19 protein-coding genes are annotated in these 24,314 nt (G+C 44.0%); 8 read left to right on the forward strand and 11 right to left on the reverse strand.

Features of this window, described 5'->3' with window-relative positions:
• A partial coding sequence (locus AC4MRV_RS05540; protein WP_491186433.1) for a DEAD/DEAH box helicase occupies positions 1-886 on the reverse strand: 886 nt, incomplete at its 3' end.
• Positions 887-1,287: 401 nt separating this feature from the next.
• On the opposite strand from AC4MRV_RS05540, the gene rnb reads away from it, so the two are divergent.
• Positions 1,288-3,291, forward strand: coding sequence for an exoribonuclease II (rnb, locus tag AC4MRV_RS05545; RefSeq protein WP_491186434.1), 2,004 nt, complete (start codon positions 1,288-1,290; stop codon positions 3,289-3,291).
• Positions 3,292-3,335: 44 nt separating this feature from the next.
• Here rnb and AC4MRV_RS05550 read toward each other — a convergent pair whose 3' ends face one another.
• Entirely contained in the window at positions 3,336-3,689 is a 354-nt protein-coding gene (locus AC4MRV_RS05550; RefSeq protein ID WP_491186435.1) for a DUF3024 domain-containing protein, read from the reverse strand.
• Positions 3,690-3,828: 139 nt separating this feature from the next.
• On the opposite strand from AC4MRV_RS05550, the gene AC4MRV_RS05555 reads away from it, so the two are divergent.
• Positions 3,829-4,644 carry a phosphate ABC transporter substrate-binding protein gene (locus AC4MRV_RS05555; RefSeq protein WP_491186436.1) on the forward strand — a complete coding sequence of 272 codons (816 nt, stop codon included), beginning with the start codon at positions 3,829-3,831 and terminating at the stop codon, positions 4,642-4,644.
• A 41-nt stretch (positions 4,645-4,685) separates the two neighbouring features.
• Here AC4MRV_RS05555 and AC4MRV_RS05560 read toward each other — a convergent pair whose 3' ends face one another.
• Positions 4,686-6,701 carry a DUF885 domain-containing protein gene (locus AC4MRV_RS05560; protein WP_491186437.1) on the reverse strand — a complete coding sequence of 672 codons (2,016 nt, stop codon included), beginning with the start codon at positions 6,699-6,701 and terminating at the stop codon, positions 4,686-4,688.
• Between the two features lie 413 nt (positions 6,702-7,114).
• On the opposite strand from AC4MRV_RS05560, the gene AC4MRV_RS05565 reads away from it, so the two are divergent.
• Entirely contained in the window at positions 7,115-8,464 is a 1,350-nt protein-coding gene (locus AC4MRV_RS05565; protein WP_491186438.1) for an NfeD family protein, read from the forward strand.
• A gap of 1 nt (position 8,465) precedes the next feature.
• The gene (locus AC4MRV_RS05570) at positions 8,466-9,263 is read left to right on the forward strand and encodes a slipin family protein (RefSeq protein ID WP_491186439.1); all 798 of its coding nucleotides are present in this window, start codon (positions 8,466-8,468) and stop codon (positions 9,261-9,263) included.
• 8 nt (positions 9,264-9,271) lie between these two features.
• On the opposite strand, the gene AC4MRV_RS05575 is transcribed toward AC4MRV_RS05570, so the two are convergent.
• Together AC4MRV_RS05575 and malK are read right to left on the reverse strand one after the other, a co-directional pair.
• Complete coding sequence (locus AC4MRV_RS05575; protein WP_491186440.1) at positions 9,272-10,768, reverse strand: diguanylate cyclase; 1,497 nt, start codon at positions 10,766-10,768, stop codon at positions 9,272-9,274.
• Between the two features lie 217 nt (positions 10,769-10,985).
• Complete coding sequence (gene malK / locus AC4MRV_RS05580; RefSeq protein WP_491186441.1) at positions 10,986-12,110, reverse strand: maltose/maltodextrin ABC transporter ATP-binding protein MalK; 1,125 nt, start codon at positions 12,108-12,110, stop codon at positions 10,986-10,988.
• A gap of 666 nt (positions 12,111-12,776) precedes the next feature.
• Here malK and malE point away from each other — a divergent pair.
• From malE to malG, 3 genes are all read left to right on the forward strand, one after another.
• Positions 12,777-13,958 (forward strand): maltose/maltodextrin ABC transporter substrate-binding protein MalE, encoded by a 1,182-nt coding sequence (gene malE / locus AC4MRV_RS05585; RefSeq protein ID WP_491186442.1) that lies wholly within the window; start codon positions 12,777-12,779, stop codon positions 13,956-13,958.
• A gap of 76 nt (positions 13,959-14,034) precedes the next feature.
• Positions 14,035-15,606: a maltose ABC transporter permease MalF gene (gene malF, locus AC4MRV_RS05590; protein ID WP_491186443.1), complete on the forward strand. Its 1,572-nt coding sequence runs from the start codon at positions 14,035-14,037 to the stop codon at positions 15,604-15,606.
• A 12-nt stretch (positions 15,607-15,618) separates the two neighbouring features.
• Positions 15,619-16,509 (forward strand): maltose ABC transporter permease MalG, encoded by an 891-nt coding sequence (gene malG, locus AC4MRV_RS05595; RefSeq protein ID WP_005469620.1) that lies wholly within the window; start codon positions 15,619-15,621, stop codon positions 16,507-16,509.
• A 332-nt stretch (positions 16,510-16,841) separates the two neighbouring features.
• Here the strand turns inward: malG and AC4MRV_RS05600 are convergent, their stop codons facing one another.
• Both AC4MRV_RS05600 and AC4MRV_RS05605 read right to left on the reverse strand, forming a co-directional pair.
• The gene (locus AC4MRV_RS05600; protein ID WP_491186444.1) at positions 16,842-17,087 is read right to left on the reverse strand and encodes a hypothetical protein; all 246 of its coding nucleotides are present in this window, start codon (positions 17,085-17,087) and stop codon (positions 16,842-16,844) included.
• A gap of 259 nt (positions 17,088-17,346) precedes the next feature.
• Positions 17,347-17,832 (reverse strand): acyl-CoA thioesterase, encoded by a 486-nt coding sequence (locus tag AC4MRV_RS05605; RefSeq protein ID WP_491186445.1) that lies wholly within the window; start codon positions 17,830-17,832, stop codon positions 17,347-17,349.
• Positions 17,833-18,125: 293 nt separating this feature from the next.
• Here AC4MRV_RS05605 and AC4MRV_RS05610 point away from each other — a divergent pair, with 293 nt between their 5' ends.
• Entirely contained in the window at positions 18,126-19,913 is a 1,788-nt protein-coding gene (locus AC4MRV_RS05610) for an amidohydrolase (RefSeq protein WP_491186446.1), read from the forward strand.
• Between the two features lie 31 nt (positions 19,914-19,944).
• On the opposite strand, the gene AC4MRV_RS05615 is transcribed toward AC4MRV_RS05610, so the two are convergent.
• The 4 genes from AC4MRV_RS05615 to AC4MRV_RS05630 form a co-directional block, all read right to left on the reverse strand.
• Positions 19,945-21,120: an alpha/beta hydrolase gene (locus AC4MRV_RS05615; protein WP_491186606.1), complete on the reverse strand. Its 1,176-nt coding sequence runs from the start codon at positions 21,118-21,120 to the stop codon at positions 19,945-19,947.
• Between the two features lie 22 nt (positions 21,121-21,142).
• A complete protein-coding gene (locus AC4MRV_RS05620) occupies positions 21,143-21,349 on the reverse strand; it encodes a hypothetical protein (protein ID WP_491186447.1) in 207 nt (68 codons plus the stop codon).
• Between the two features lie 185 nt (positions 21,350-21,534).
• Complete coding sequence (locus tag AC4MRV_RS05625; protein WP_491186448.1) at positions 21,535-22,971, reverse strand: glyceraldehyde-3-phosphate dehydrogenase; 1,437 nt, start codon at positions 22,969-22,971, stop codon at positions 21,535-21,537.
• 333 nt (positions 22,972-23,304) lie between these two features.
• On the reverse strand, positions 23,305-24,312 hold the full coding sequence (locus tag AC4MRV_RS05630; RefSeq protein WP_491186449.1) for a porin: 1,008 nt from the start codon (positions 24,310-24,312) through the stop codon (positions 23,305-23,307).
• Positions 24,313-24,314 lie beyond the last annotated feature (2 nt).

A 24,314-nucleotide genomic window follows, 5' to 3' on the forward strand; every position in this document is an offset into this window, starting at 1 on the left:
TAACACCTTGTTTGATGTGATCAACAGTACGCTCACGTAGAGACTGAGGAATATCGCCGTGTAGTGCAGACGCCTTGAAGCCACGTGCACATAGCCAGTCAGCTAGACGCTCAGTATCTTGACGAGTACGTACGAATACGATTGACGCGTCAGTTTCTTCTGTTTCTAGAAGGCGAGACATTGCTTCGTCTTTTTCTACGCCTTTAACAACCCAGAATTGCTGCTCTACTTTGTCTACAGTGTGGTTTTTACCAGCAACGTCGATTGTTTCTGGATCACGTAGGAAGCGCTCAACAATGCTCTTAAGCATTGGAGGCATAGTCGCAGAGAATAGTACACGTTGTGCAGACTCAGGAGCGTGCTCCATGATTTCAGTTACGTCATCAACAAAGCCCATGTTTAGCATTTCATCAGCTTCGTCTAGAACGAATGTGTGTACTTCGTCTAGGTGTAGACGGTCACGGTTGATAAGGTCTTGAACACGGCCAGGAGTACCTACAACGATGTGAGCACCGTTTTTAAGTGCACGCATTTGATCAACGATAGATGCACCACCGTAGATTTCTAGCACTTTTAGGCCAGCGATGTTTTTACCAAGGTTCTTAACTTCAGCAGCAACCTGAATCGCAAGTTCACGCGTAGGTGCAAGTACGATTGCTTGTGGCTTACGTTGGCCAAGGTCTAGTTTGTTAAGAAGAGGTAGAGAGAAAGCTGCAGTTTTACCAGTACCAGTTTGAGCTTTACCTAATGCGTCTTTACCAGCCAATAGGTGCGGGATAGCAGCAGCCTGAATTGGAGTTGGTGAAACAAAACCCATACCATCAAGAGCTGAAAGGATAGAGTCGTTAAGCGCTAGGTCGCTAAACTGAATTACAGAATCTGTCATTGGGATCCTACTATTTTTATGTCAACAAAAGGTCCCACGAGCTCTACCAATTCCAATACCAATCCAGTTGAGAGCTGATTCCGTTCAGATGCGGACAAGTCGTAAATCGCATCAAGCCACTAGGGACGTAAAATCTCGATGCACCGTATATATTGTGTAGCACCGATTTAAGGGGGCGGATTATTCCCTAAAAGCATAAAAAAAGCCAGAAAAAATTGAATTCCATCACAAATTTTTCTCAGCAAAGAGAAATCTGCGCATAACGCCACCACAGGTGGTTAAGGATTGGACGAAAATGCTGAGCCTTGCCGGTCATTGATGGATTAGTTATCAGCTCACGGTAGCTTGGCCATAATGCCAATGATATAGTGTGCTCAATTTTTTCAGTAAGAAATGTATAGATGTTCCAAGATAACCCGCTACTGGCTCAATTGAAGCAACAAATTCAAGAAAACCTTCCAAAAAAAGAAGGCACGATCAAAGCAACTGAAAAAGGCTTTGGCTTTTTAGAAGTGGATAGTAAAACCAGCTACTTTATTCCACCACCATACATGAAGAAATGTATGCATGGAGATAAAGTGAAGGCAATCATTCGCACTGAAAAGGAGCGTGAGCAAGCTGAACCAGAAGAGCTATTGGAACAAGGTCTTAATCGTTTTATAGGTCGCGTTAAGCTGTTTAAAGGCAAATTAAACGTAGCGCCTGATCATCCTCAGTTGAAGAAGTTGTCACTGAAAGCCAAGACACGTAAAGGCATTAAGAGTGACGATTTAAAAGAAGGTGACTGGGTTGTCGCTCAGCTTATTCGCCACCCTCTGAAAGGTGATAACGGCTTTTTTGTTGAAATCACTGAGAAGATCACTGATGCCGATGACAAAATCGCACCTTGGTGGGTAACACTGGCACAAAACGATTTGCCGAACAGTGAGCCAGCGGGTATCGATAATTGGGAAATCAAAGACGATGCGGATCTTGAACGTATCGATATGACCCATATTCCTTTTGTCACTATTGATGGTGAATCAACGAAGGATATGGATGATGCGTTATACGCAAAGAAAACCGAATCTGGTGATTTCGAACTGACGATTGCTATCGCCGATCCAACCGCATACATCACGCCGGACAGCGAGATGGATAAGGTTGCTCGTGAGCGTGGGTTTACTATTTACCTACCAGGGCGCAACATTCCAATGCTGCCGCGCGATCTTGCAGATGAACTATGTTCGTTGATTGAAAATGAAGAGCGTCCGGCGCTTTGCTGCAGCGTATCAGTGAGTAAAGACGGTGTAATCGGTGACGACATTAAGTTTTTTGCCGCAAACATTAAGTCTCACGCTCGTTTAGCTTATGACCACGTTTCTGATTGGATTGAAAATGGTTCGTCACAAGCATGGCAACCAAACGATGAGATCGCTCAAATCGTACGTGATTTGTATGAGTTCTCGTTAGCGCGAGCAGAATGGCGTGAAACACATGCTGTTGTGTTCCCAGACCGTCCTGACTACCGCTTCGAGCTAAGTGAAGACAACGATGTTGTGGCGATTCATGCTGATATGCGTCGTAGTGCAAACCGTTTAGTAGAAGAAGCGATGATTACCGCTAACATTTGTGCGGGTAAAACGCTGCAAGCAAGTTTTGATTCGGGCGTATTTAATACTCATGCTGGTTTCAAACCAGAGAAGATTGAAGATGTGGTTAAACTCGTTAACCCAGAAGGTGAACTGCCATTTACGGTTGAGTCGGTAGCGACTCTTGAAGGTTTTGCCGCGTTACGTCGCTGGTTAGCTGACCAAGAAACTTCTTACCTTGATAACCGCATCCGTAAGTCTCAAGCGTACAGTGAAATTGGTAACCAACCTTTACCTCATTACGCGATGGGTCTTGAGCTATACGCAACGTGGACTTCACCAATCCGTAAGTACGGTGACATGATTAACCACCGAATGCTGAAGGCGCATATCTTGGGTAAAGAGCCAGTACAAACTGCAGATGAAACTGTGGGCGAGGAGCTAGCGCTTCACCGTAAACACCACAAGATTGCAGAGCGTAACGTAGGTGATTGGCTATACGCCCGTACGCTTTCAGAAGAGCCAGCTAAAGAGACCAAGTTCCACGGCGAAATCTTTGATATTAACCGCGCAGGCATGCGAGTTCGACTCGTAGAGAATGGTGCAGCAGCGTTTATTCCAGGCTCATTGATTTTGGCAAATAAAGAGCGTTTACAATGCAATGCAGATGAAGGGACTATCTTAATTGATAAAGAAGTGACTTATCGTCTGGGTGATGTACTTGAAGTTGTACTTTCAGAAGTGAACCAAGAAAACCGCAGCATCGTGGCTAAACCGACTCAGATATTTGAAGATGTTAAAACAGTAGAAGAAGTTACTTCGGAAACTGAATAATTCATTGAAATCAGTAAAAAGGGTGCTAATTTAGCACCCTTTTTTTAATCTTCCCAAAACATTGATTTGGGGTCTTTGTCTACTTCACGCATTATAGCGGTTAAGTCGCTGCTATGGGCTAGAAATGGGTAAGGAAGCCAGTTATCTGCTACGAAGTCATCGGGCATAAACAATTCCCAACTTAGTGTTTTCTCACTCCATGCTACTTTCGCTACAGGCATCATGTAATCACAATGGCTAGAATCGAGCAGAAAGTGTTGCTTAATAAACACGACACCATTGCCGATTGTTTCGTAGCTCGCTTTGCCTAATTCAGCAGGCAAACTTCGATTACGCTGCTGACAAATCAGCTGCGCGCGACTTTCAACTTGTCTTTGTAGCAAACTCACAACGGACATGGCGACTCCCTATCTCAATCTAATCATAGTATTTAATGGTTATTTCGTTGTCTGTATAGTTTTTCACAAAAATGTCATCTAACCGCAATAAGATGGCTGCCAATTAAGTCGCTTACTTAGATTTGAATTGGAGAAAAATATGGTTCGTTTTGTGCTAGCTGCACTGGTTGCTTTACCGCTCGCTATACCTTCTGCTATGGCTAACGAAGTGAATGTATCAGGCTCTACGTCCGTAGCACGAGTGATGGATGTGTTGGCTGAGCGATTTAATCGCGAGCATCCGGATAGCTACATTGCGGTTCAGGGAGTCGGCTCCACAGCGGGTATTACGTTAATCCAAAAGGGCGTAGCAGATATTGGCATGAGCTCTCGCTATCTAACAGAAAGTGAGCAAGATGAGTCTTTAACGGTCACGCCAATTGCGTTTGATGGCTTAGCTGTTGTCGTTAATCAGTCGAACCCAATTCAGAACGTGACTCGTGAGCAGTTGTATGACATCTATAAAGGCAAAATTACTAACTGGAAACAAGTTGGTGGTAATGACCAGAAAATTGCGGTTGTGACGCGCGAGGCGTCTTCAGGCTCACGTTACAGTTTTGAAAGTCTTTTAGGCCTGACGAAAGTGATTAATGGGCGCTTAGTTTCAGATATCAACCCAGATAATCTAGTTGTAAATAGCAACAGTATGGTGAAAACCATTGTTAACCATAATAAACAAGCGATCGGATTTATCTCTACCGGGTCAGTTGATCGTTCTGTTAAAGCGGTTCAGTTTGAAGGTGTTGAAGCGAGCCAAAAGAACATTGCGATAGGGCGCTATGAGCTGTCTAGACCATTCTTAGTACTCTACCAGCCTGATAAGATTGATAACGATGGGAAAGCTTTCATTAAATACATACTCGGAAGCGACGCGAAATCGATAATTGATGAGTACGGATATACGCCAATCAAGTAAAAAAAGAGCCTAGCACAAACGCTAGGCTCTTTTTTCATGGGTTACTGTTGCGCTTTGATCCAATTATTTATGCTGGTTTCAACGACTTCCATCGGTTGATCACCATATTTTAATAGTTGGTCATGGAACATCGCCCAGTCAAACTTATTACCCAATTCACTTTGCGCTTTATCAAGTAGCGCTTTAATCACTAAGAAGCCTGACTTGTAGGAAACAGCTTGGCCAACGTAGGCCGCATAGCGAAACGTTTCTGACTCTATATCACCGACCCCAAGCGCTGAGTTTGCTGACATATAGTCACGTGCTTGCTGAATACTCCAACCTTTTGCATGAATACCTGTGTCAACGGCTAGGCGCATGTTACGTAACTGCGCTTCATTCAAGCTACCAAAGTACTGAAGGGCATTACATTCTTCGGCGTCTGTATAAATACCACCTTGGAACTGAGAGTAATCCAGATCTGTTTTACACATACCTGTTGCGTCAGCAAAAGTTGGTTTGCCACTCGTATCTAGTGAGCCATAAATGCCCATCTCTAGGCCTAGCCATTCAGTATATAAGGCCCAGCCTTCCCCGTAAGACGTGTACCAAACCCCTTTGATGTAATCGGGCTTGTCTGCTGGTGGATATTCGTTTGCATACGCATTTTGGAAGTGATGCCCTGGCGCAGCTTCATGAAGCAGTAGTGTGGAAACATTCCATTTTTGGAGGCTGTAGTTTGGATGCGTGTTGAGGTTGAACACGTTACTGCCATAAGATGCTACACCTGCATACGGTTCGCGAGCGGCTGGCTCAGGCTTGATAGTGTAGTCTGCTTGGATTGGCTTGAAGTATCCGGCCACAACATCATTGGCATCGGTTTTGAAAGTATTATAGTCCACCAGTGCGGCCTCACAGGCAGTGGGGCTTGACGCGACGACACATAAATCTTTGTACTCAGTATCTGTAATTGTTCGCCCATCTCGGCCGTAGAAAAACTGCTCACTGTTGAGGTAGTCAAAAAACTCATTGAGAACAATATCACCATTGCCGTCAACAAGATTAAACGTTCTCGATACAATGCCTGTTCCATTATTCCAATCTGCGGTAATTGCAGCGCCTCTTTTGTCGACTACGAGCTCTGCTACACGGATCATTTCAGCTTTTGCATCGGCGACTAATTGTTCGCCTAACTGGCTAAGTTCCAGCGCCGGCTTGCCTGTTGTGCTATTTCTATCCAATTGCCATTGATACCACGCTTGTCCGTTAGGTAGGTCACCCCAACCGATATTGGTGTCATCGATATCGCCGTTAGGACCTCGGGCTGCGGTATAATAGTCGTTCTTTAAGAAATCGATAAGTATGGTAAGAGCGGTAATGGAGTCATCGACCGCTTTTTCATATTCTGAAGAAAACTCGTCATCACCTAGTGTTTTTAAGTGGTCTAACCCTTTTTTCATCATTGAATAGTTATTTAGAGCCACAGTATTTTCTGTTGATTCGATGAGTCGAGTGATAAGTACTTTGGGTAATTGCGCGCTGTCAATAATACCGAGTGAATAAAGTGACTTTAAATTATTGACCCAAGAAGTAAATTCTCTGACAACTTGAATATGCTCTTTATAATCTTCTAACGAGCTTTGGCTGCTTCCTGCCCAGTCTGCATTCCATTCTATGTAATTATAGAAGTGGGTAATAGGCACATCAAAATTACCAAAACGCGTATTTGGTAAGCTGGCACCTCGTAAAGATATATTACGGTCGAACATAAATGTGTCGTAGTATATTTTGTCTTCATCTGATAGCTGGTCTCGGTCAATAGATTCCAATTTGTCTAAATAAAGTCTGTCGACAGCTTGGATGGATGTTGCCATTTGGTCTGTTACTTGCCCAAATGTAGTGTTGTCTAACGTATTGATTGCGTTCTGATAATCGGAAAATACGTCACGCATTAGCTTAGATTGATCTTGCTTTGCAGGCTCAATGATCGTTGTCTCTTCATCTGTACAACCGAATAGAGCAGTCGCAGTTATCAAAGCAAATACAACAGGGTTTAATCTTGGGTATTTAAGTTTCATGACAGCATCCTTGTAAGGTTTATTCAAAGCGACTGTATATAAATATCTGCGGTCGAAAAATAGCCATAAATAAAAACTGTGATGGAATGAAATTACCTAAGTGTGAATAATATTCAGTCTTTAATCATAGGTTTGGATTAATTTGTTTAGGATTGAATTATTATTTGTATTGGGTGAATTTTGTACAGTTAGGGTTGGAAATATTCGCATAATATGTATTTAGTTTATTAAGTGTGTTTTTAATTAATTTATTATGTTTGTCACAAAATTATATTTACTGGTAAAGGTTGTTTGGTTCCTCGTACTAGGTGACAAAATTTGGATGCGCGACTGTACTTAGTTAAGGAGCAATACCCTCCCCAGACTTGAAATGTAGTCTAAACTCAGAGTAACAGTACTGATGGGATCACATGATGTTCCTGCGAAAGTTCCAATTGTTGCTTTGCAGCTTAATGATCATGGTGTGGCCGTCTGTCAGTATTCCAGCGCAAGTTGCAAATGAGCAGCCGAATCAGACGGTCGCAGTCATTTCAATCAGCGGTGCTATCGGCCCTGCTGTGGGTGACTATGTCGCTAAGCAAATTCAGCTCGCAAATAGTCAATCAAATGTTCCTGCTCTTATCATCACGCTTGATACTCCAGGCGGGTTAGTAAGCAGTTTACGCGACATTAATCAGGCTATTTTATCCTCTGATATTCCTATTCTTTGCCTGGTACACCCACAGGGATCTAGGGCGGCTAGCGCAGGTACTTTTATTCTCTATGCTTGTCACATTGCTGCTATGGCGCCGGCGACGACACTTGGTGCTGCTACCCCGGTGAGTATTGGAGGGGGAAGCTCTCCTAATCAATCTGAAGAAAAGCCAGAGAGCCCAAGTGCGATGGAGAAAAAAATTCTCAATGATTCTATCGCCTATATCCGCTCATTGGCACAGTTGCGAGGACGCAATGCCGACTGGGCGGAGTTGGCAGTTCGTGAAGCGGCAACCTTGTCGTCTAGCGAAGCGCTAGAAAAAAACGTTATCAACTTGATTTCTGATTCGCCTAAAGCACTCATCAAATCGCTAAATGGCAAGACGATCAACATGGGGCAATCGGAACTTACTTTGTCTTTCTCCAATACCTATTTAGAGAGTCGCACACCGGACTGGCGTAATCAGTTTATCTCTACAATTACTGACCCCAATATTGCTTATTTGCTGCTGATTATCGGTTTCTACGGGTTGTTGCTGGAGTTTTACAGCCCAGGGTTTGGGGTAGCAGGTGTTGTTGGGTCAATTTGTTTGTTGGTCGCGACTTATGCATTCCAAATGCTACCGGTGAATTATGTTGGCGTCGCTTTGATTATGTTGGGAGTAGGGCTACTGGTGGCGGAGTCACTCATTCCGAGCTTCGGCATATTAGGGTTTGGTGGTGTCGGCGCCTTTATCCTAGGGTCCATTTTCCTATTTGATAGTGACATACCTGAACTGCGTATTTCTGTGCACCTCATTTACATCATTGCCATTACGTCAGCGGCATTTGTGATGTTTGTATTGCGCCGAGTTTTACAGCTGCGAAAGAGCCAAGTAGTGAGTGGGATTGAAGACCTCATTGGTGGTGATGCGATTGTAGAATCCAGTTTTAGTCACAGCGGTTATGTGCGGGTGAACGGTGAGAGATGGGCGGCTCAGGGGAGTGGCGAATTTGTTTCCGGTGAAGTTGTGTCGGTTGAATCGGTTGAAGGATTGACATTACGTATTAGAAAACGACAAAGGGGGTAATATGATGGAGCAATTGCTATCTAGTGGAATGCTAACGCCTGTGATCCTTGTTGGTTTAGTGTTATTGATCGCGTTTAGCTTATTCCATGTTTTGCGTGAATATGAGCGAGGTGTCGTGTTCTTCTTAGGCCGATTTCAGACTGTAAAGGGCCCTGGACTTATAGTGGTTATCCCTATGGTTCAACAAATGGTGAAAGTGGATATGCGGACGGTAGTGATGGATGTTCCCAGTCAGGATGTGATTAGCCGCGATAACGTATCGGTGAGAGTTAATGCGGTGATTTATTTTCGTGTGGTTGATTCTCAAAAGGCCATCATCAATGTGGAAGATTACCTAGCAGCCACTTCCCAATTAGCGCAAACAACCTTACGTTCCGTTCTTGGGCAGCACGAACTTGATGAGATGCTTGCTAATCGAGAGATGCTCAATACCGATATTCAAACCATTTTAGATGCACGTTCTGACGGGTGGGGGATCAAAGTATCGGATGTAGAAATTAAGCACGTCGATCTCAATGAAAGTATGATACGTGCGATAGCGAAACAAGCTGAAGCCGAACGAGCAAGACGAGCAAAAGTGATACATGCGTCAGGTGAAATGGAAGCGTCAGAAAAGTTAGTGGAAGCGGCCAACAAAATGGCGGCAGAGCCCAATGCAATGTTACTGCGTTATTTGCAAACCTTGACAGAGATTGCCGGCGAAAAAAGTTCAACAATCGCGTTTCCACTTCCGATGGAGTTGATGGAAGGACTGTTTAAACGAAATCAGACTTCTGGTTCAAAAGACAAAAGTTCATAGTCTTTGGATTAACAGCAGGTGGCGTTTGCATTGATATCGGAGAATCTCTGATCAAAGTGGGCAATACAATTCTTCCCACTTTTCTTGGCGTGATACAGAGCAATATCGGCATTTTTGAATAGCATTTGCTTGTTGTTGGAACACTCTGAGGTTGTTGAAATACCAATACTTAGAGATGTATTGTGTTGCGCTGGTTTCTCATACTGCTGGTAGTTAGTGACCAGTCGCTGAGCGTAGTTTATTGCATCTTCTGCGCCTAAGTTTGGGCATACCAAAATAAACTCATCGCCGCCCCAGCGGCCAATATGATCGTAGGATCTCGTGCTTCGATGTAGGTAGTCGGCGGTTTTACGTAACGTAATATCGCCTGCATCGTGACCAAAGTTGTCGTTAACAGATTTGAAGTTATCAATATCGACCAGCAAAAGAGACAATGGCTGGTTGGAACGCTGGCATCGGTCGAGCTCTTTTTGCAGCAGTTCATCGAGCATCCAGCGATTGAGAAGACTCGTCAAATGGTCTTTTTCAGCTTTTTGCTTAAGTGCGTTGTGATGGGTCATATCTCGTATAATGCACACACTTCGGTTCTCGTTCGCCACATAGCCAGAGGCTACCGTTATCTCAAGTTCAATCTCGTTGTTAGACTTAGTTAGCGCGCGCATCTTACGGGGTTTCTGAGCCAGATTCTTACGGTTGTTCGCACTAAACACTTGTTCGCGATAATAAGCACAGTACTGTCGATACTCAGGTGCGACTAACTGCTCTAGCGGGACTTTCGTCAATTCGTGTTCAGAGTACTCCAGTAGTTCACATGCCTTGCTGTTTGCTTGAAGAATAATGCCTTGCTCAGAGATATAAACGATTCCATCGGGAGAAATATCGAGGATTGATGAAAGCTGACTCGTGAGTTTATGTACACGTCGAACTATCTGGATGATGAAATAGCTAACGATAACAATGATCGGGGCTACTATGATATTGAATAGCAAAGTGAGCTGACTTAGCTTCGAAAGTTCTATGGCTGTCTGCTCGAAGATATCTTCAAATTTCGGCAATAAGTAAGTTTGCAGAGCGCGTAGGGCTCTCTCGGCTTCCGAATCATTCACTTTGACGATTTTATCTAATGTCTGAATGCTTAAATCAGAAGAGAAGCGTTTCGCCATTATGAGATTGATATGGTACTCCTCGAGCGTGCTCTTCAGATGTTCTATTTTATGTATTAGCTCATCTTTATCGGTTAAAGCCTCAAACTCGATGATTTTTTTTACCGCATCATCATAACTCGTCATGGCTTTTAAGTAGTGCTGTTCGTCACGACGGATGATGTAGTTTTTAAAATGGTGGATGAATCCAACATAGCCGATGGTTCTTTCAATATCGGCCAGCTTTTGCGTCATTTCTACGCTGATCGGTGCTTTTTCTAAAACAACCGATTCTAGGCGATTTATCGCATTGGCTTGGACTATTAGGTATACAACAAAGAGCACGTTTAGAAACGCGGACACGCAGATCACCCAAGGTAGGGCCTTGTTGAAAGTAGTCCCTTGTCTGTCCAAAGCAGGCTCTCATCTCGTTGATACCTTGTTAATTGTAGGTTCTTTATAAGAGCTTGGTTGCGTATTTGTAAGGAATGTGATTTGAGTAGGGTTTGTGGGTGTACAAGTGATGATTCAAAACGAAAAAGCCCGAGTAAAATACTCGGGCTGAAATAACCATGTAGGTTTAAGCTTCAGGGCGCTCAACACCGGCTTCTTGATGTAAGCGGCGACATGCTTTGCCATCACTATGGAATAGGTGACAGCGGTGCGCTGGAATACCAACCGAGAGCTTATCACCCACCTCTACAGAAAGCGTATCTGGTTGACGGTAAATCATATCAGCGTCAGCGGCATCAATGTGCATGTACACTTGGGTTTCGTTACCAAGTTTTTCGACGATATTGACTTCACCTTCAATGGTAGCGTCGCCTTCGTTGGCTGGTAGTAAGTGCTCTGGACGAACACCCAGAGACATACGTTCCCCTGCTGTTACAGTCGTACCATCAACAGGAATCCAGAAAGTCGTGCCATTGGCCAATTGAACCATTACTCGCTCTTTCTCAACCGCTTCGATGAATACACTCATGAAGTTCATCTTTGGTGAGCCAATAAAGCCAGCAACAAAACGGTTTTGAGGGTAATGGTACAGTTCCAGTGGTTTACCTACTTGTGATACAAAACCAGCGTCAAGCACCACAATCTTATCAGCCATCGTCATTGCTTCTACTTGGTCGTGCGTAACGTAGATCATGGTACAACCGAGTTTGCGTTGAAGCTTAGTAATTTCAGAACGCATTTGTACGCGCAGAGCTGCATCTAAGTTAGATAAAGGCTCATCAAGCAAGAATACGTTTGGTTGAGATACTAGAGTACGACCAATTGCGACACGCTGACGCTGACCACCGGAAAGCGCTTTTGGCTGACGTTCTAGTAGGTGGCTCAATTGAAGAATTTCTGCAGCGTGTTCAACGCGTTGGTCGATCTCTTTCTTGTCTGCTTTTGCTAACTTAAGACCAAACGACATGTTGTCATAGAGGTTTAGGTGAGGGTATAGGGCATACGATTGGAATACCATACCTACACCACGCTTTGACGGTTCAACATCATTCATGTGTTGCTCACCGATGTACAAGTCACCTGACGTGATATCTTCTAGGCCTGCAATACAACGAAGTAGAGTTGATTTACCACAACCTGATGGACCGACGAAGACAACAAACTCGCCCTCTTTGATTTCTAAATCAACGTTCTTTGAAATTAGTACGTCACCGTAAGCTTTACATACATTTTTTAACGTGACACTCGCCATCTAGCTCGCCCTCGATCAATATTTTTATTTTTACTGCTCATCATTATATGAGTTATCGCGCGAGCAGTAACAGTAGGAATTTGGTAAGGAATGGATTCTTTCAATTAGTAAGAAAATTTGGGTGAAGGATTACTCACATCACCCACCAAAGCCAAAACAGAGTTTGCTTCCCCCGTACAGCATAAGCATCTCCCCCGTTTTTGTGAAATCTTCCGATTACAACCCTACGAATGATTATGTTGTCACAGCAAACCCCTGCGGCGTTGCAAATCAGCGTGCTCTTTCAAAGAACGACTGTTAAGGGTTCTTACTATCCACTCTTGGATGGCTGTAGTTTCCTTTTATTCGTCCTTTACTGCATCCTCCCGGAGGTTTTTTTTGTAGGGGTAGTAGATAAGGATGAGGGAGAGGAGGGGTGAGAAGGCGGAGTTAGATCCAGTTCAAATAAATCTCTCCATTAATATTGAAATCGATCACATAAAGAGTCGTTTTTGTGATTTTGCTCTCCAAGCTCTAACGATAGGGATCACGAAAATAGTCCATAATACTGAGGGCGTAGGGAGTAGGAGGATGAGCTAATGTTCAGTTTGGCTGAGAATATATGGCGAAATACGGTGAAGCCTCTAGGTTGACCCCTACAACACAAAAATTAAAAAGGATATGAACATGAAAAATGCCCTAAGCACAGTGGCACTAGGTACTCTAGTTGCTCTTGGCTCATTTGGTGCAAATGCTGCTATCGAAGAAGGTCAATTAACCATTTGGATTAATGGCGATAAAGGTTACAACGGACTTGCTGAAGTAGGTAAACAATTTGAAGAAGACACTGGTATTAAAGTAACAGTGGCTCACCCTGATGCGCTTCAAGACAAGTTCCCACAGACAGCGGCAACGGGTGATGGTCCTGATATCGTGTTCTGGGCTCATGACCGTTTCGGTGGTTACGCAGAGTCGGGGCTTCTTGCAGAAATTAAACCATCTAAAGAAATTAAAGAAGGCATTGTAGATTTTGCGTGGGACGCAGTTAAATACGATGGCAAAATCATTGGCTACCCGGTTGCGGTAGAATCTCTATCTCTAATCTACAACAAAGACTTAGTACCTAACCCACCTAAGAGCTGGGAAGAAGTGGAAGCACTAGACGCGAAGCTTAAGAAAGATGGCAAGTCTGCAATTATGTGGAACCTAAAAGAACCGTACTTTACTTGGCCGCTAATGGCAGCTGACGGTGGCTACGCGTTTAAATACGGCGCTGAAGGTTACGACATTAAAGATGCGGGTATCGCGAAAGACGGCGTGAAAGACGCAATGAGCTTCGTTAAAAACCTAGTTGAAAAAGGCGTGATTTCATCTGACATGGATTACTCAGTGTCTGAATCGGCGTTTAACCAAGGCAACACAGCGATGACCATCAACGGTCCTTGGGCTTGGGGTAACATTGAGAAATCAGGTATCAACTACGGCGTAACAACACTACCGAAGTTTAACGGTCACTCTTCTAAGCCATTCGTTGGTGTATTGACTGCGGGTATCAGCACAGCGTCTCCTAACAAAGACCTAGCGGTTGAGTTCATTGAGAACTACCTATTGACTAACGAAGGTCTACGTAAAGTCAATGATGACAAGCCACTGGGTGCGGTAGCGCTAAACTCATTCCAACGTGAGCTTGATTCAGATAAGCGTATTGCAGCTACAATGGACAACGCGATGAATGGCGAAATCATGCCAAATATCCCACAAATGAGTGCATTCTGGGGCGCGGCTAAGAACGCTATCGTGAACGTTGTTGATGGTCGTCAAACTGTAGATGCAGCACTGGCAGACGCAGAAAAACAAATGACTAAATAATTAAGTAATACCCTTTTGAGGAGAGGGTAACCTCTCCTCCTTTTTCTAAGTTTTATTATCGCTAGCAGGTTCTCTTATGCAGTCAGTTCAAGGTACAGATGCGATGACATCTACAACAACGAGCTTGCCATCAAGTAAAAACGTCTTTATAAAATGGGCAGTTCTGGCTTCTGTCGGTATCGTTAATGGCTATGCCACCGTCCTAATGTATTCTCGTGGTGAGACAGCGTTTGCGCTGCTTACTCTTATCCTAACCGCACTGGCGTTGTATATCTTTGGTAGTAAAAAGACTTACGCGCACCGTTATATCTATCCAGGCATTGCAGGCATGATTCTGTTCATCCTGTTTCCTCTTGCTTATACGGTCAACCTCGCCTTCACCAACTACAGTGCGAAAAATCAGCTTTCCTTTGACCGCGCACAAACGGTCTTACTTGATCGAACTTTCCAAAGTGGTGACAGCTACCCATTTACTTTATACAAGACGGAGAATGGCCACCGCATCGCAGTCAAAAAAGGCGATCAGCTTTTAGCGACTGAAGCGTTCAATTTGGCTTCTCCAGCTGCGGATATGGATCTCTCCTTGGTGGATTCTGTTGCTGGTGACAAAGAGAAAATCAAAACTATCATCAAAAACAAAGCGACACTTGGAGCCGTGGACCTGCATTTGCCTACGGGCGAAGACATTCGTATGAGTGGTCTACGTAAGTTTGCTGCTGTGGTACCACTATACACACTTCAAGACGATGGTGAGTCTATCTACAACAACCGCACCGGTGAGATGCTGCGTCCTAACTTGGAAGTGGGTTTCTACCAACCTGTAGACGAGAATGGACAATTCACGGGTTCGACGGTTTCACCAGGTTTCGTGGTAGGTATTGGGGCGAAGAACTTTGAACGAGTTTGGAAAGATGACGGTATTAAAGAGCCATTCGTAAGCATCTTTATTTGGACCGTTGTGTTCTCTGCTCTGACAGTTGGCCTTACTGTGATTATTGGTTTGGTATTGGCTAGTGTTGTTCAGTGGGAAGAGATTAAAGGTCGCGCTATTTATCGCGTGCTACTCATTCTTCCATATGCGGTACCAGCTTTCATCTCGATTCTTATTTTTAAAGGTCTCTTTAACCAAAGCTTTGGTGAGATCAACATGGTATTGGAAGCGCTATTTGGCATCAGCCCGTCTTGGTTCTCTGATCCATTAATGGCGAAAGTGATGATCGTCTTTGTCAACACGTGGCTTGGATTCCCTTACATGATGATCCTATGTATGGGTCTACTGAAAGCAATCCCAGATGACTTATATGAAGCATCGGCGATTGATGGTGCGAACTTTATCGACAATTTCCGTCGCATCACGATGCCTCTGATGATCAAACCTTTGACTCCGCTTTTGATTGCGAGCTTTGCGTTCAACTTCAACAACTTCGTGCTTATCCAGTTGTTGACTCAAGGTGGTCCAAACATGATTGGTACCTCTGAACCTGCGGGCTACACAGATCTACTAGTAAGCTACACCTATCGTATCGCATTTGAAGGCGGCGGCGGTCAAGACTTTGGTCTGGCAAGTGCAATCGCGACACTTATCTTCCTATTGGTCGGTGGTCTTGCACTACTCAACCTACGTTTCACTAAGCTGTCTCAGGATTAAGGAGTACCGACAATGGCAATGGTACAAGGTAAATCACTTAAATACCGTGTATGGGCAACACACGCTGCGCTATGGATATTCCTGTCAGCGATTATTTTCCCATTATTGATGATTGTGGCTATCTCATTCCGTGAAGGTAACTTCGCGACAGGTAGCTTGATTCCTGACAACCCATCTTTGGAGCACTGGAAACTGGCTCTTGGGTTTTCGGTGACAAACGCTGATGGTTCTGTAACACCACCTCCTTTCCCAGTACTACTGTGGCTTTGGAACTCAGTGAAAGTGGCAGGCATTACATCGATTCTGATTGTGGCACTTTCAACCACGTCTGCTTATGCGTTTGCTCGTATGCGCTTTAAAGGCAAAGATACTATCTTGAAAGCAATGATGATCTTCCAGATGTTCCCTGCGGTACTGGCTTTGGTAGCACTATATGCGTTGTTTGATAAGCTAGGACAGTACATTCCGTTCCTAGGATTGAATACGCACGGTGGTTTGATCTTCTCATACTTAGGTGGTATCGCACTGCATGTTTGGACGATCAAAGGTTACTTTGAAACAATTGATAACTCACTAGAAGAGGCGGCCGCACTTGACGGCGCAACACCTTGGCAAGCGTTCAGGTTAGTACTGCTACCATTGTCTGTGCCTATCCTTGCAGTGGTATTCATTCTGTCGTTTATTGGTGTGGTGGGTGAAGTTCCTGTAGCATCTCTACTACTTTCTGATGTAAACTCTTATACATTAGCGGTTGGTATGCAGCAGTATCTATACCCTCAGAACTATCTATGGGGTGATTTTGCAGCTGCAGCAGTATTGTCTGCACTACCAATTACCATCGTATTCTTACTTGCGCAGCGTTGGTTGGTCGGAGGATTAACCGCCGGCGGTGTGAAAGGTTAATAAGAACGATAAGGGCGACCGCAAGGTCGCCCATTTTGTATCTCGACTTAACAATTTTGGTTTGGCCGCCGATCAGTTAAGCAGAGTGCAATTCTGGCGTTACGCATAGCTGGCTGTTAGTGAGATTCCTTACTATTTACTTCTAACAGTTTTTGTAACCAAAACCCGGCTTGTCCCGGGTTTTTTTATGCCTAAAATCAACCGTTTCAAGTATAAGAATTAAGACACGGAAAGATATCTGAACGATTAGTGGATGCGACGCAGTGTTCAAATGAATATGCAACAGAGTGTTCTGTTACATTGGCGACTGGATTGAGCTGTGGAAAAGTGGATTAAAATTCTCGGTTTGAGGGGGCGCAGCCTAAATAACGGAGTAATACGTAAACGCTTTCTTGTGATAAAGCGACCTTCCTAAACAGATCGGCAAAAGTGTCATCACCACCGAAGCAAGTTTGAATATAGTGATTAATTTCTCGATCTTCATAGCCCTCGACGTACATAGTACGCACCCACTGATACTCAACGGATTTCGGGTTATTTAACGTATTTTCACTCAGTGTAATGCCACTTAAGCTCACAGGTAATCCTTCATCTATTTAGATTGCTAGCGGATTTAAGCAGATGAAGATGAAAGAAAAATGACAATACTATTGCTTAACAAACCCCTGACAAAAAAGAGTGAGCGAGTCTTAGTTTTACTGTATGTAGTGATTGATCGGATGAAGTCGTTTCATGGTTAGAGTGATAAAGCACTTGTCAAAATGCCTTAAGGGCTGGTGGTTGAGTCGGGTAAATAGAGCAATTGAAGGCTTTCATGCTCAATTGCTCACTATCGTTTTATTTTAAGTATTTTACATGGGCTTCCATTTCTTCGCCGATTTGCTTACGCATATTCATTAGGCGAATGGCAGAGTCTCTTAACTCGATGTCTTCGTCTGTTTTGGGTACCCACTCAGGCACGTCGGTAGGTTTACCATTCTCATCTACAGCCACCATGATAACGATGCAGTGCGTCGTTAAGCGATTTTTCAACTCTTTAGGGTCACTTGCCTGAACATCAATTGCGATATGCATTGAACTGCGACCAGTGTAGATAACCTTTGCACTTACTTCGACTAGGTTTCCTACGTGTATAGGTTGAACAAAGCGAATGCCTCCAGCATAAGCGGTAATACAGTATTTGCCACTCCATGCCGCAGCGTTGGCATAGGCTGCTAAATCGATCCACTTCATAACGGCACCACCGTGGACTTTACCACCAAAGTTTACATCTCCGGGCTCAGCTAGAAAGCGTAGTGTAATATCTCGTTGACCATTACTCATCTGTCAATCCTTTGTAGTTATAGGGTTCATGCGATTTGTCTTACTACTAAATAACAAAGCTGTTAATTATCCGCAACATCTATTCGATTGTAGACGCAAAAGTGACCTTTCATAAACGCTACACTGCAAGCGAATAATTGTAGCTGTTCTCACTTTTGAAACCGACGTTTTGAGGTTTTTCATTACATTAATTGCATATTAAACATGCGTTAATTGTAAGAAGAGAGTTCAAGACTATTACGTTTATTGCAAACACATTGGAAGCTTGTACAGATAAACAAAGAGAGAGAAAAATGAATTTATTAACCGCTAGGAAAAACCTACTCGCTGCATCAATACTCGGCTTATCTGTCTTGCTAGCCGCATGTAGCCCTGGAGACAACAAGGCTCAAAAGTCACCGGAACCGGCTCACGAAGGCACCTTGTATATTGGTTCTAGCGTTATCACGATGAATGCAGATCAGCCACGAGCACAAGCCGTCTTTGCAAGTGATAACGGTGTGATTGAGTTCGTTGGCCAACAAGACAAAGCCAAGCAACTCTACCCTGATGCAAAGGTTGTTGATTTAGGTGAACGCGTAATCATGCCTGGTTTCATTGAGCAGCACCTTCACCCATTCTTGGGCGCTCTTACGTTGAGTATGCCCGTTATTGCTCCTGAAGAATGGCAGTTGCCAAGTAGAACATGGCCAGCGGTAAGCGGACATGAAGAATATTTGTCCGCGCTAAAATCGGCAGAGCAGGAATTGCAAAACCCGAATGAAGTGTTGTGGACTTGGGGGTACAACAATTTTTTCCACGGTGAGTTAAATCGAGAAATTTTGGATCAGGTATCGCAAACACGTCCGATTGGGGTATGGCACCGTTCCGCTCATGAGTTTTATGTAAACAGTGCGTTCATTGAAAAGTATGGTTTGAACCAAGAAGATATTGATACACTTGGCGAAGAAGTTAAAGGTCAGTCTGACTTAGCTGCAGGTCACTTCTGGGAAGGAGGGGCTCTGATTTATTTACTTCCACGTATATACAAAGATCTAGGCAATGCTGAACGTTTTGAGTTTGGTTTAACGCAAATGGTTGAAATGCTACATCAAAAAGGCGTCACTGCTTACAATGAGCCAGGCGCTTTTATTCCACCAGAAATGACCGAGACTTATTTGAAAATCCTTGGCTCTGATGATACGCCGATGTACTCATTCTTTACTCCAGAGAGTAAAACGCCTTTCTTACTGAAGGGGAAAGACGGTGTGGTTGAAGCGGTAGAAGAGGTGACTAAAACATTGCCACAAGAGGGCAAGGTTCGGTATTTCGATAAACAGATTAAAATCTTATTTGATGGCGCTATTATTTCTCAGTTGATGAAAATGAAAGATGGCTATTTAGATGGTCATCATGGTGAGTGGATTCAAACCCCTGATGATGTAGAAGCAATCACTAAGGCTTTCTGGGAGAAAGATTACCAGATACTCGTGCATGTTAATGGCGATGAGGGTGTCGAAAAACTCATAGAGATAATGAAACGTCGACAAGCTGAATACCCGAGAGACGATCATCGATTTACGATTGTCCATTTTGCTAACTCTACCGACGAGCAGGTAAAACAACTTAAAGAGCTCGGTGCAATCATCAGTGTGAACCCATATTACGTGACTGGATTTGGTGAGCGTTTTGGGGAGGTTGGCTTAGGTGAAGAGCGAGCACACGCCATGGTGCGATTAGCGACAATTGAAAAAGAAGGTATTCCTGTTTCACTGCATTCGGATATGCCAATGGCACCTTCTGATCCCTTACTGCTTGCTTGGAGCGCGGTTACTCGACAAACCAATGAGGGTAAAGTGCTTCGTCCGGACTTGGCTCTGTCTCTTGATGGCGCGCTGCGCGGTATTACAATTGAAGCGGCATACTCATGGGGAATGGAAGACACTTTAGGCAGTATTGAAGTGGGCAAAACAGCCAACTTTACTGTTTTAGGAGAAGACCCATACAAGGTTGATGTAAATCGACTTAAAGATATACCTATCTATGCGACGGTATTTGAGAGCAAGTTGTTTCCTATAGATCATACCCAAATAGAAAAGTAATCAATAACGCCCAGCGATGCTGGGCGTTTTTTTATGAATTAGGTTTGGAGGCCATGACTGTGTCCATTATTGCCATGCTTTGCTCAAAGTAGGGATTGTAGGTCAATCGAGCATGTGTTTTTCCAGGTTCTACATAGCCCCAGGAGGAGTACCAAACTTCATCGCCATTCATGCAGTGATTCAATTGCTCTTCCGACTGTCCATTGCTGCAGATGCGGTTCACTCCTTTGGCACCATAATTGGGGTTATCAGGAGAGAAGAGTAACCCCATATGGGAGCCGTTAGAGATTCTTTGCTCAGGCAGGTTCATTGTAAAGCGAGTTGAACGTGGCTCAGCCAGATCATGCTCACCTTGCCAAACGATGTGATTGTTTGGGTTCACCATCTTGTCGCTAAATGTCTGAATCGCGTAGTCGGTGTTGATCACCTCGTCGCCTTCGCTCAGTAACATGAACACCGGGCGATCATAATTCGTTGTATTAAGCTGCTCCCTAACTACAGACGAAGTTTGATAATAGACCGCCGCAGCACTCATAGGTAGGGAGTTGTAGCGCAGCGGGTTGTCCTCAGGATCTTGATCGGCCCATGTCACAAAGTAGCTTGCCAACTCCGCAAATTGCACCGCGCTAGACCCTGGCTTTAGAGCAGGAGAGAACAGCAATAGCCCTTGTATTGACTTGTCATGCAATGCCACTGAGGTCACTAAGTTGGCACCTGTGGAATAGCCGCCAAGCCACACTGTGCTGGTGGATTCTTTCAGTAGTTTGATGTGATGATCTACCACGCCTTGCCAATCCTGCAAGCTTGGAAGTTGCAAGTCGCCGACTTTGCTAGCATGCCCTGGTAACAATAGTGTTCTTACTAAGTAGCCTTGATCGGCTAAGTGGCTGGCAATGTCACGAAAGGAATAAGGTGAATCCCCTAATCCATGGACGAGCAAAACCCCCTGACCGTTAGGGTTAGCAGGTTGATATTCTCGTGGTAATACTTGTGCTAATTCAGATTCTTTGTCTTGCGTAAAGAAGATGCGATTGAGAGCAAGCCACTGTTTAGTCTCATCGACATACTGCTCAAAACTATCTTGAGTGTAGCTTGGTAGGGCATCTGCTTTATCAAACGCTGGATCTTGTGGAGCATTGCTGCAGCCTAGGATTACGGAGGTGATGGCTGCAGCGGTATAAAACGCAAATGCTGACTTCTTTCGCATTAGGTATTCTGCTTTTTCTCTTTTACTTTGTGACTTCTTCATATTCGCCCTCTAGAACAGATTTCTGATTCGAGTGGCTGAACGCAGCGCTATTCATTTTTAGAGACTTCTCAATTTTTTTGCCTGTAATGAGCGCAGCAATGGTCAACGGAATAGCTAAGATAAGTCCAAACAGAATGGTAAACATGCCAATAAACAGCGCGAAAACACTTGAAATGATTCTATTCATAATACGTACCTCTTCTCGTTAGGCTTTTAGAATACGAGGGTGTAAATGAATGAAACATGAACGAGATACAAAAAAGCCACTCCATTAAAAGGGAGTGGCAACTACGGGGGATTATTATACGTTATAGTGTTGTGGAGCTTTGCCTCTAGCCATATGGCCAGAGGCGATATCCGTAGGAGAATAAATTACTTAACTGGGTAAGTTTTGTAGCGTACACCCATCATTTGTTCCATACAGTGAACAACCTGACAGCTATAGCCAAACTCATTGTCATACCAGATGTAAAGAACACAGCGGCTGTCTTGGGCAATCGTTGCTGCACCATCGACAACACCTGCGAAACGTGAACCAACGAGGTCGGTTGATACAATTTCTGTAGATTCTGTGTAATCGATTTGTGCAGACAGCTCTGACGTAAGGGCCATCTCACGCAGGTACGCGTTAAGCTCTTCTTTATCTGTCCCTTTTTCTAGGTTTAGGTTCGCAATCGCCATTGATACATTCGGGGTAGGTACTCGAATTGCGTTACCCGTTAGCTTGCCAGCTAGCTCTGGTAGTGCTTTCGCTACCGCTTTTGCTGCACCTGTTTCAGTAAGAACCATGTTTAGTGAAGCACTACGGCCACGGCGCTCACCTGAGTGGAAGTTATCGATTAGGTTTTGGTCATTCGTGAATGAGTGAACCGTTTCAATATGACCAGAAATCACGCCATATTTATCGTTAACTGCTTTCAGAATTGGGGTAATTGCGTTGGTCGTACAGCTCGCCGCTGAAATGATGGTATCTTCAGCTTGAATGACATTGTCGTTTACGCCAAATACAACGTTTTTGATATCGCCTTTACCTGGAGCGGTCAATAGAACTTTCTCTGCACCGTTACATGCTAAGTGCTGGCTTAGGCCTTCTGCATCACGCCAAACGCCTGTGTTATCAACAACGAGAGCATCTTTAATACCAAATGCGGTGTAGTCCACTTCTTCTGGCTTGTTAGCGTAGATAAACTGAATGAAGTTGCCGTTAGCGATGATCGCTTTACGCTCTTCATCGACAATAATGCTGCCGTTGAACTGACCATGAACTGAATCGCGACGTAGCAAGCTTGCACGCTTTTCTAAGTCTCCTTTTTTGCCGCCACGAACGACAACAGCACGAAGTCGTAGTGGGTAGCCCGGACCGTTTTTCTCGACAAGCAGACGAGTCAGAAGACGCCCAATACGGCCGAAACCGTAAAGCACAACATCACGAGGCTCAGAGACTGTTTTTCCATCCATAGCACCTAAAAGAGATGTGTGAAGGAAGTCCTTAACACCGTGCGCATCATCTCGGCCTTGCCAGAATTGGTGAGCCAGTTGCCCTACATCAACTCGACATGGAGACAACTCCATTTCTGACAAGGCTTTGATTAGGGGAAGTGTTTGTTCTGGAGTGAGAGGTGTACCGGTGTAACGACGGGCAAGGCGATGTGTTTTAATGATATCGATGGTAGCTGCGTTGACGAGAGTTTTACCAAAAAGTAAGACTTCAACGCCTTTTTGACGGTAAAGCTGACCAAGTAGTGGAGAAATAGATTCCGCAATCGTTTGGCTGGTTTGCCAATCTAATAGGTGTTTCTCTGGACTCATGTTTCGTTTGGACCTTTCACGTTTGGGGGACTGACTCTACCAGCTTGTAGGGCAGCAGTAGAGATAAACTAACAGTGTTTTATTTTTGTAATTTTTATGCGGCAGAATTGTAAGGCATGACATCTTATTCTGCTAGTAAAAATAATTGCAGCTAAATTTGCTGTATAGGTGGGTTGTTTAAGTGAAATAAGTTAATAATTCTAGGTGGTAATGCTTATTGACAAAATAAAACTTAGGAAGTTAATTTGTGACAAAAAATACCTGTACCACAAAAAACATGTAACAGAGATACTCTGTTGGTTCATTGGTTGTGATCTTGAAAGCGCTATCAACTTAAAAGGTAAACGAAAGACCCACAGAGACTAAGTCGACTTTCGACGCAAACGGTTTCATCGGGTTTTGTAGCTCAGTGAACTCTCCACTTATCATTTTTTTATCACCTTCGATACGTTGCCATTCAGCAGATACATTGATCTGTGGATGTAGATCGTAGCGCAGACCGATTAAATAACTTTGGCTATCTTTGCCTTTACGAGCCTGCCCATATTGTACATAGGGAGTAAATTGTCCGATTCGATAATCAAAACCAGCATACCAGTTGGACGATAGCTCTTTTTCAAGCAGGGTTTCAGCTTGAAAGTGTAGAGCGTCACCTATGTAGTAACTCAGCCCGATAGAAAAGAAATTCAGGTTATAATCGACATCCCCAGTGACAAGCCCTTCTTGCTCTGTACTCACACGCGAATAGGCGAGGTGGATAAAATTCTCGTCAAAGTACAGCTCTGATGAAAAACCAAACGCGTAATCGGTATCTAACGTGAAGTCTGCTCCATATAGCTCGTAGCGCTCTTTTTCTGGTACTGAGATATACGGTGAGAAGGTGAGCTGAAGTTCATCATTAAGCTGAATCTCCCAATCGAGTGTTGCTCCTTCGTAGTGTGTAATACCTAAGTTATTCGCATATACCTCAGGGGGTAAACGTAGCCAAGGGTAAGCACTTGAGACGTAGTAATATTCAGACATTATGTAAAGTGGGATCCGCAATCGGCCTGCTTTAAAGCGTAAATTATCATAGGCGAACTCAATATGGGCGCGTTCAAGTTCTGGATTTGAGAAAGTGTCTTGAGGGCGCTTTAACACCTGTACTGTGGTGCGAATATTTGCCGTGACCTGCCAATCTAATTGAGCACCAAACGTGGTATCGCAGTCAAAGCACCATTCATCGGTGATGTTTCTAGAAAACAATACTGGTGTTGAGTTGTCACTTTTCGCTGCGCTTACCGTACCAAAACCACTGAGTTGGATGTCATCACCCAGTTGAATTTGCGCCCAACTTGTCATGG

The sequence above is a fragment of the Vibrio sp. genome, from assembly GCF_984391705.1.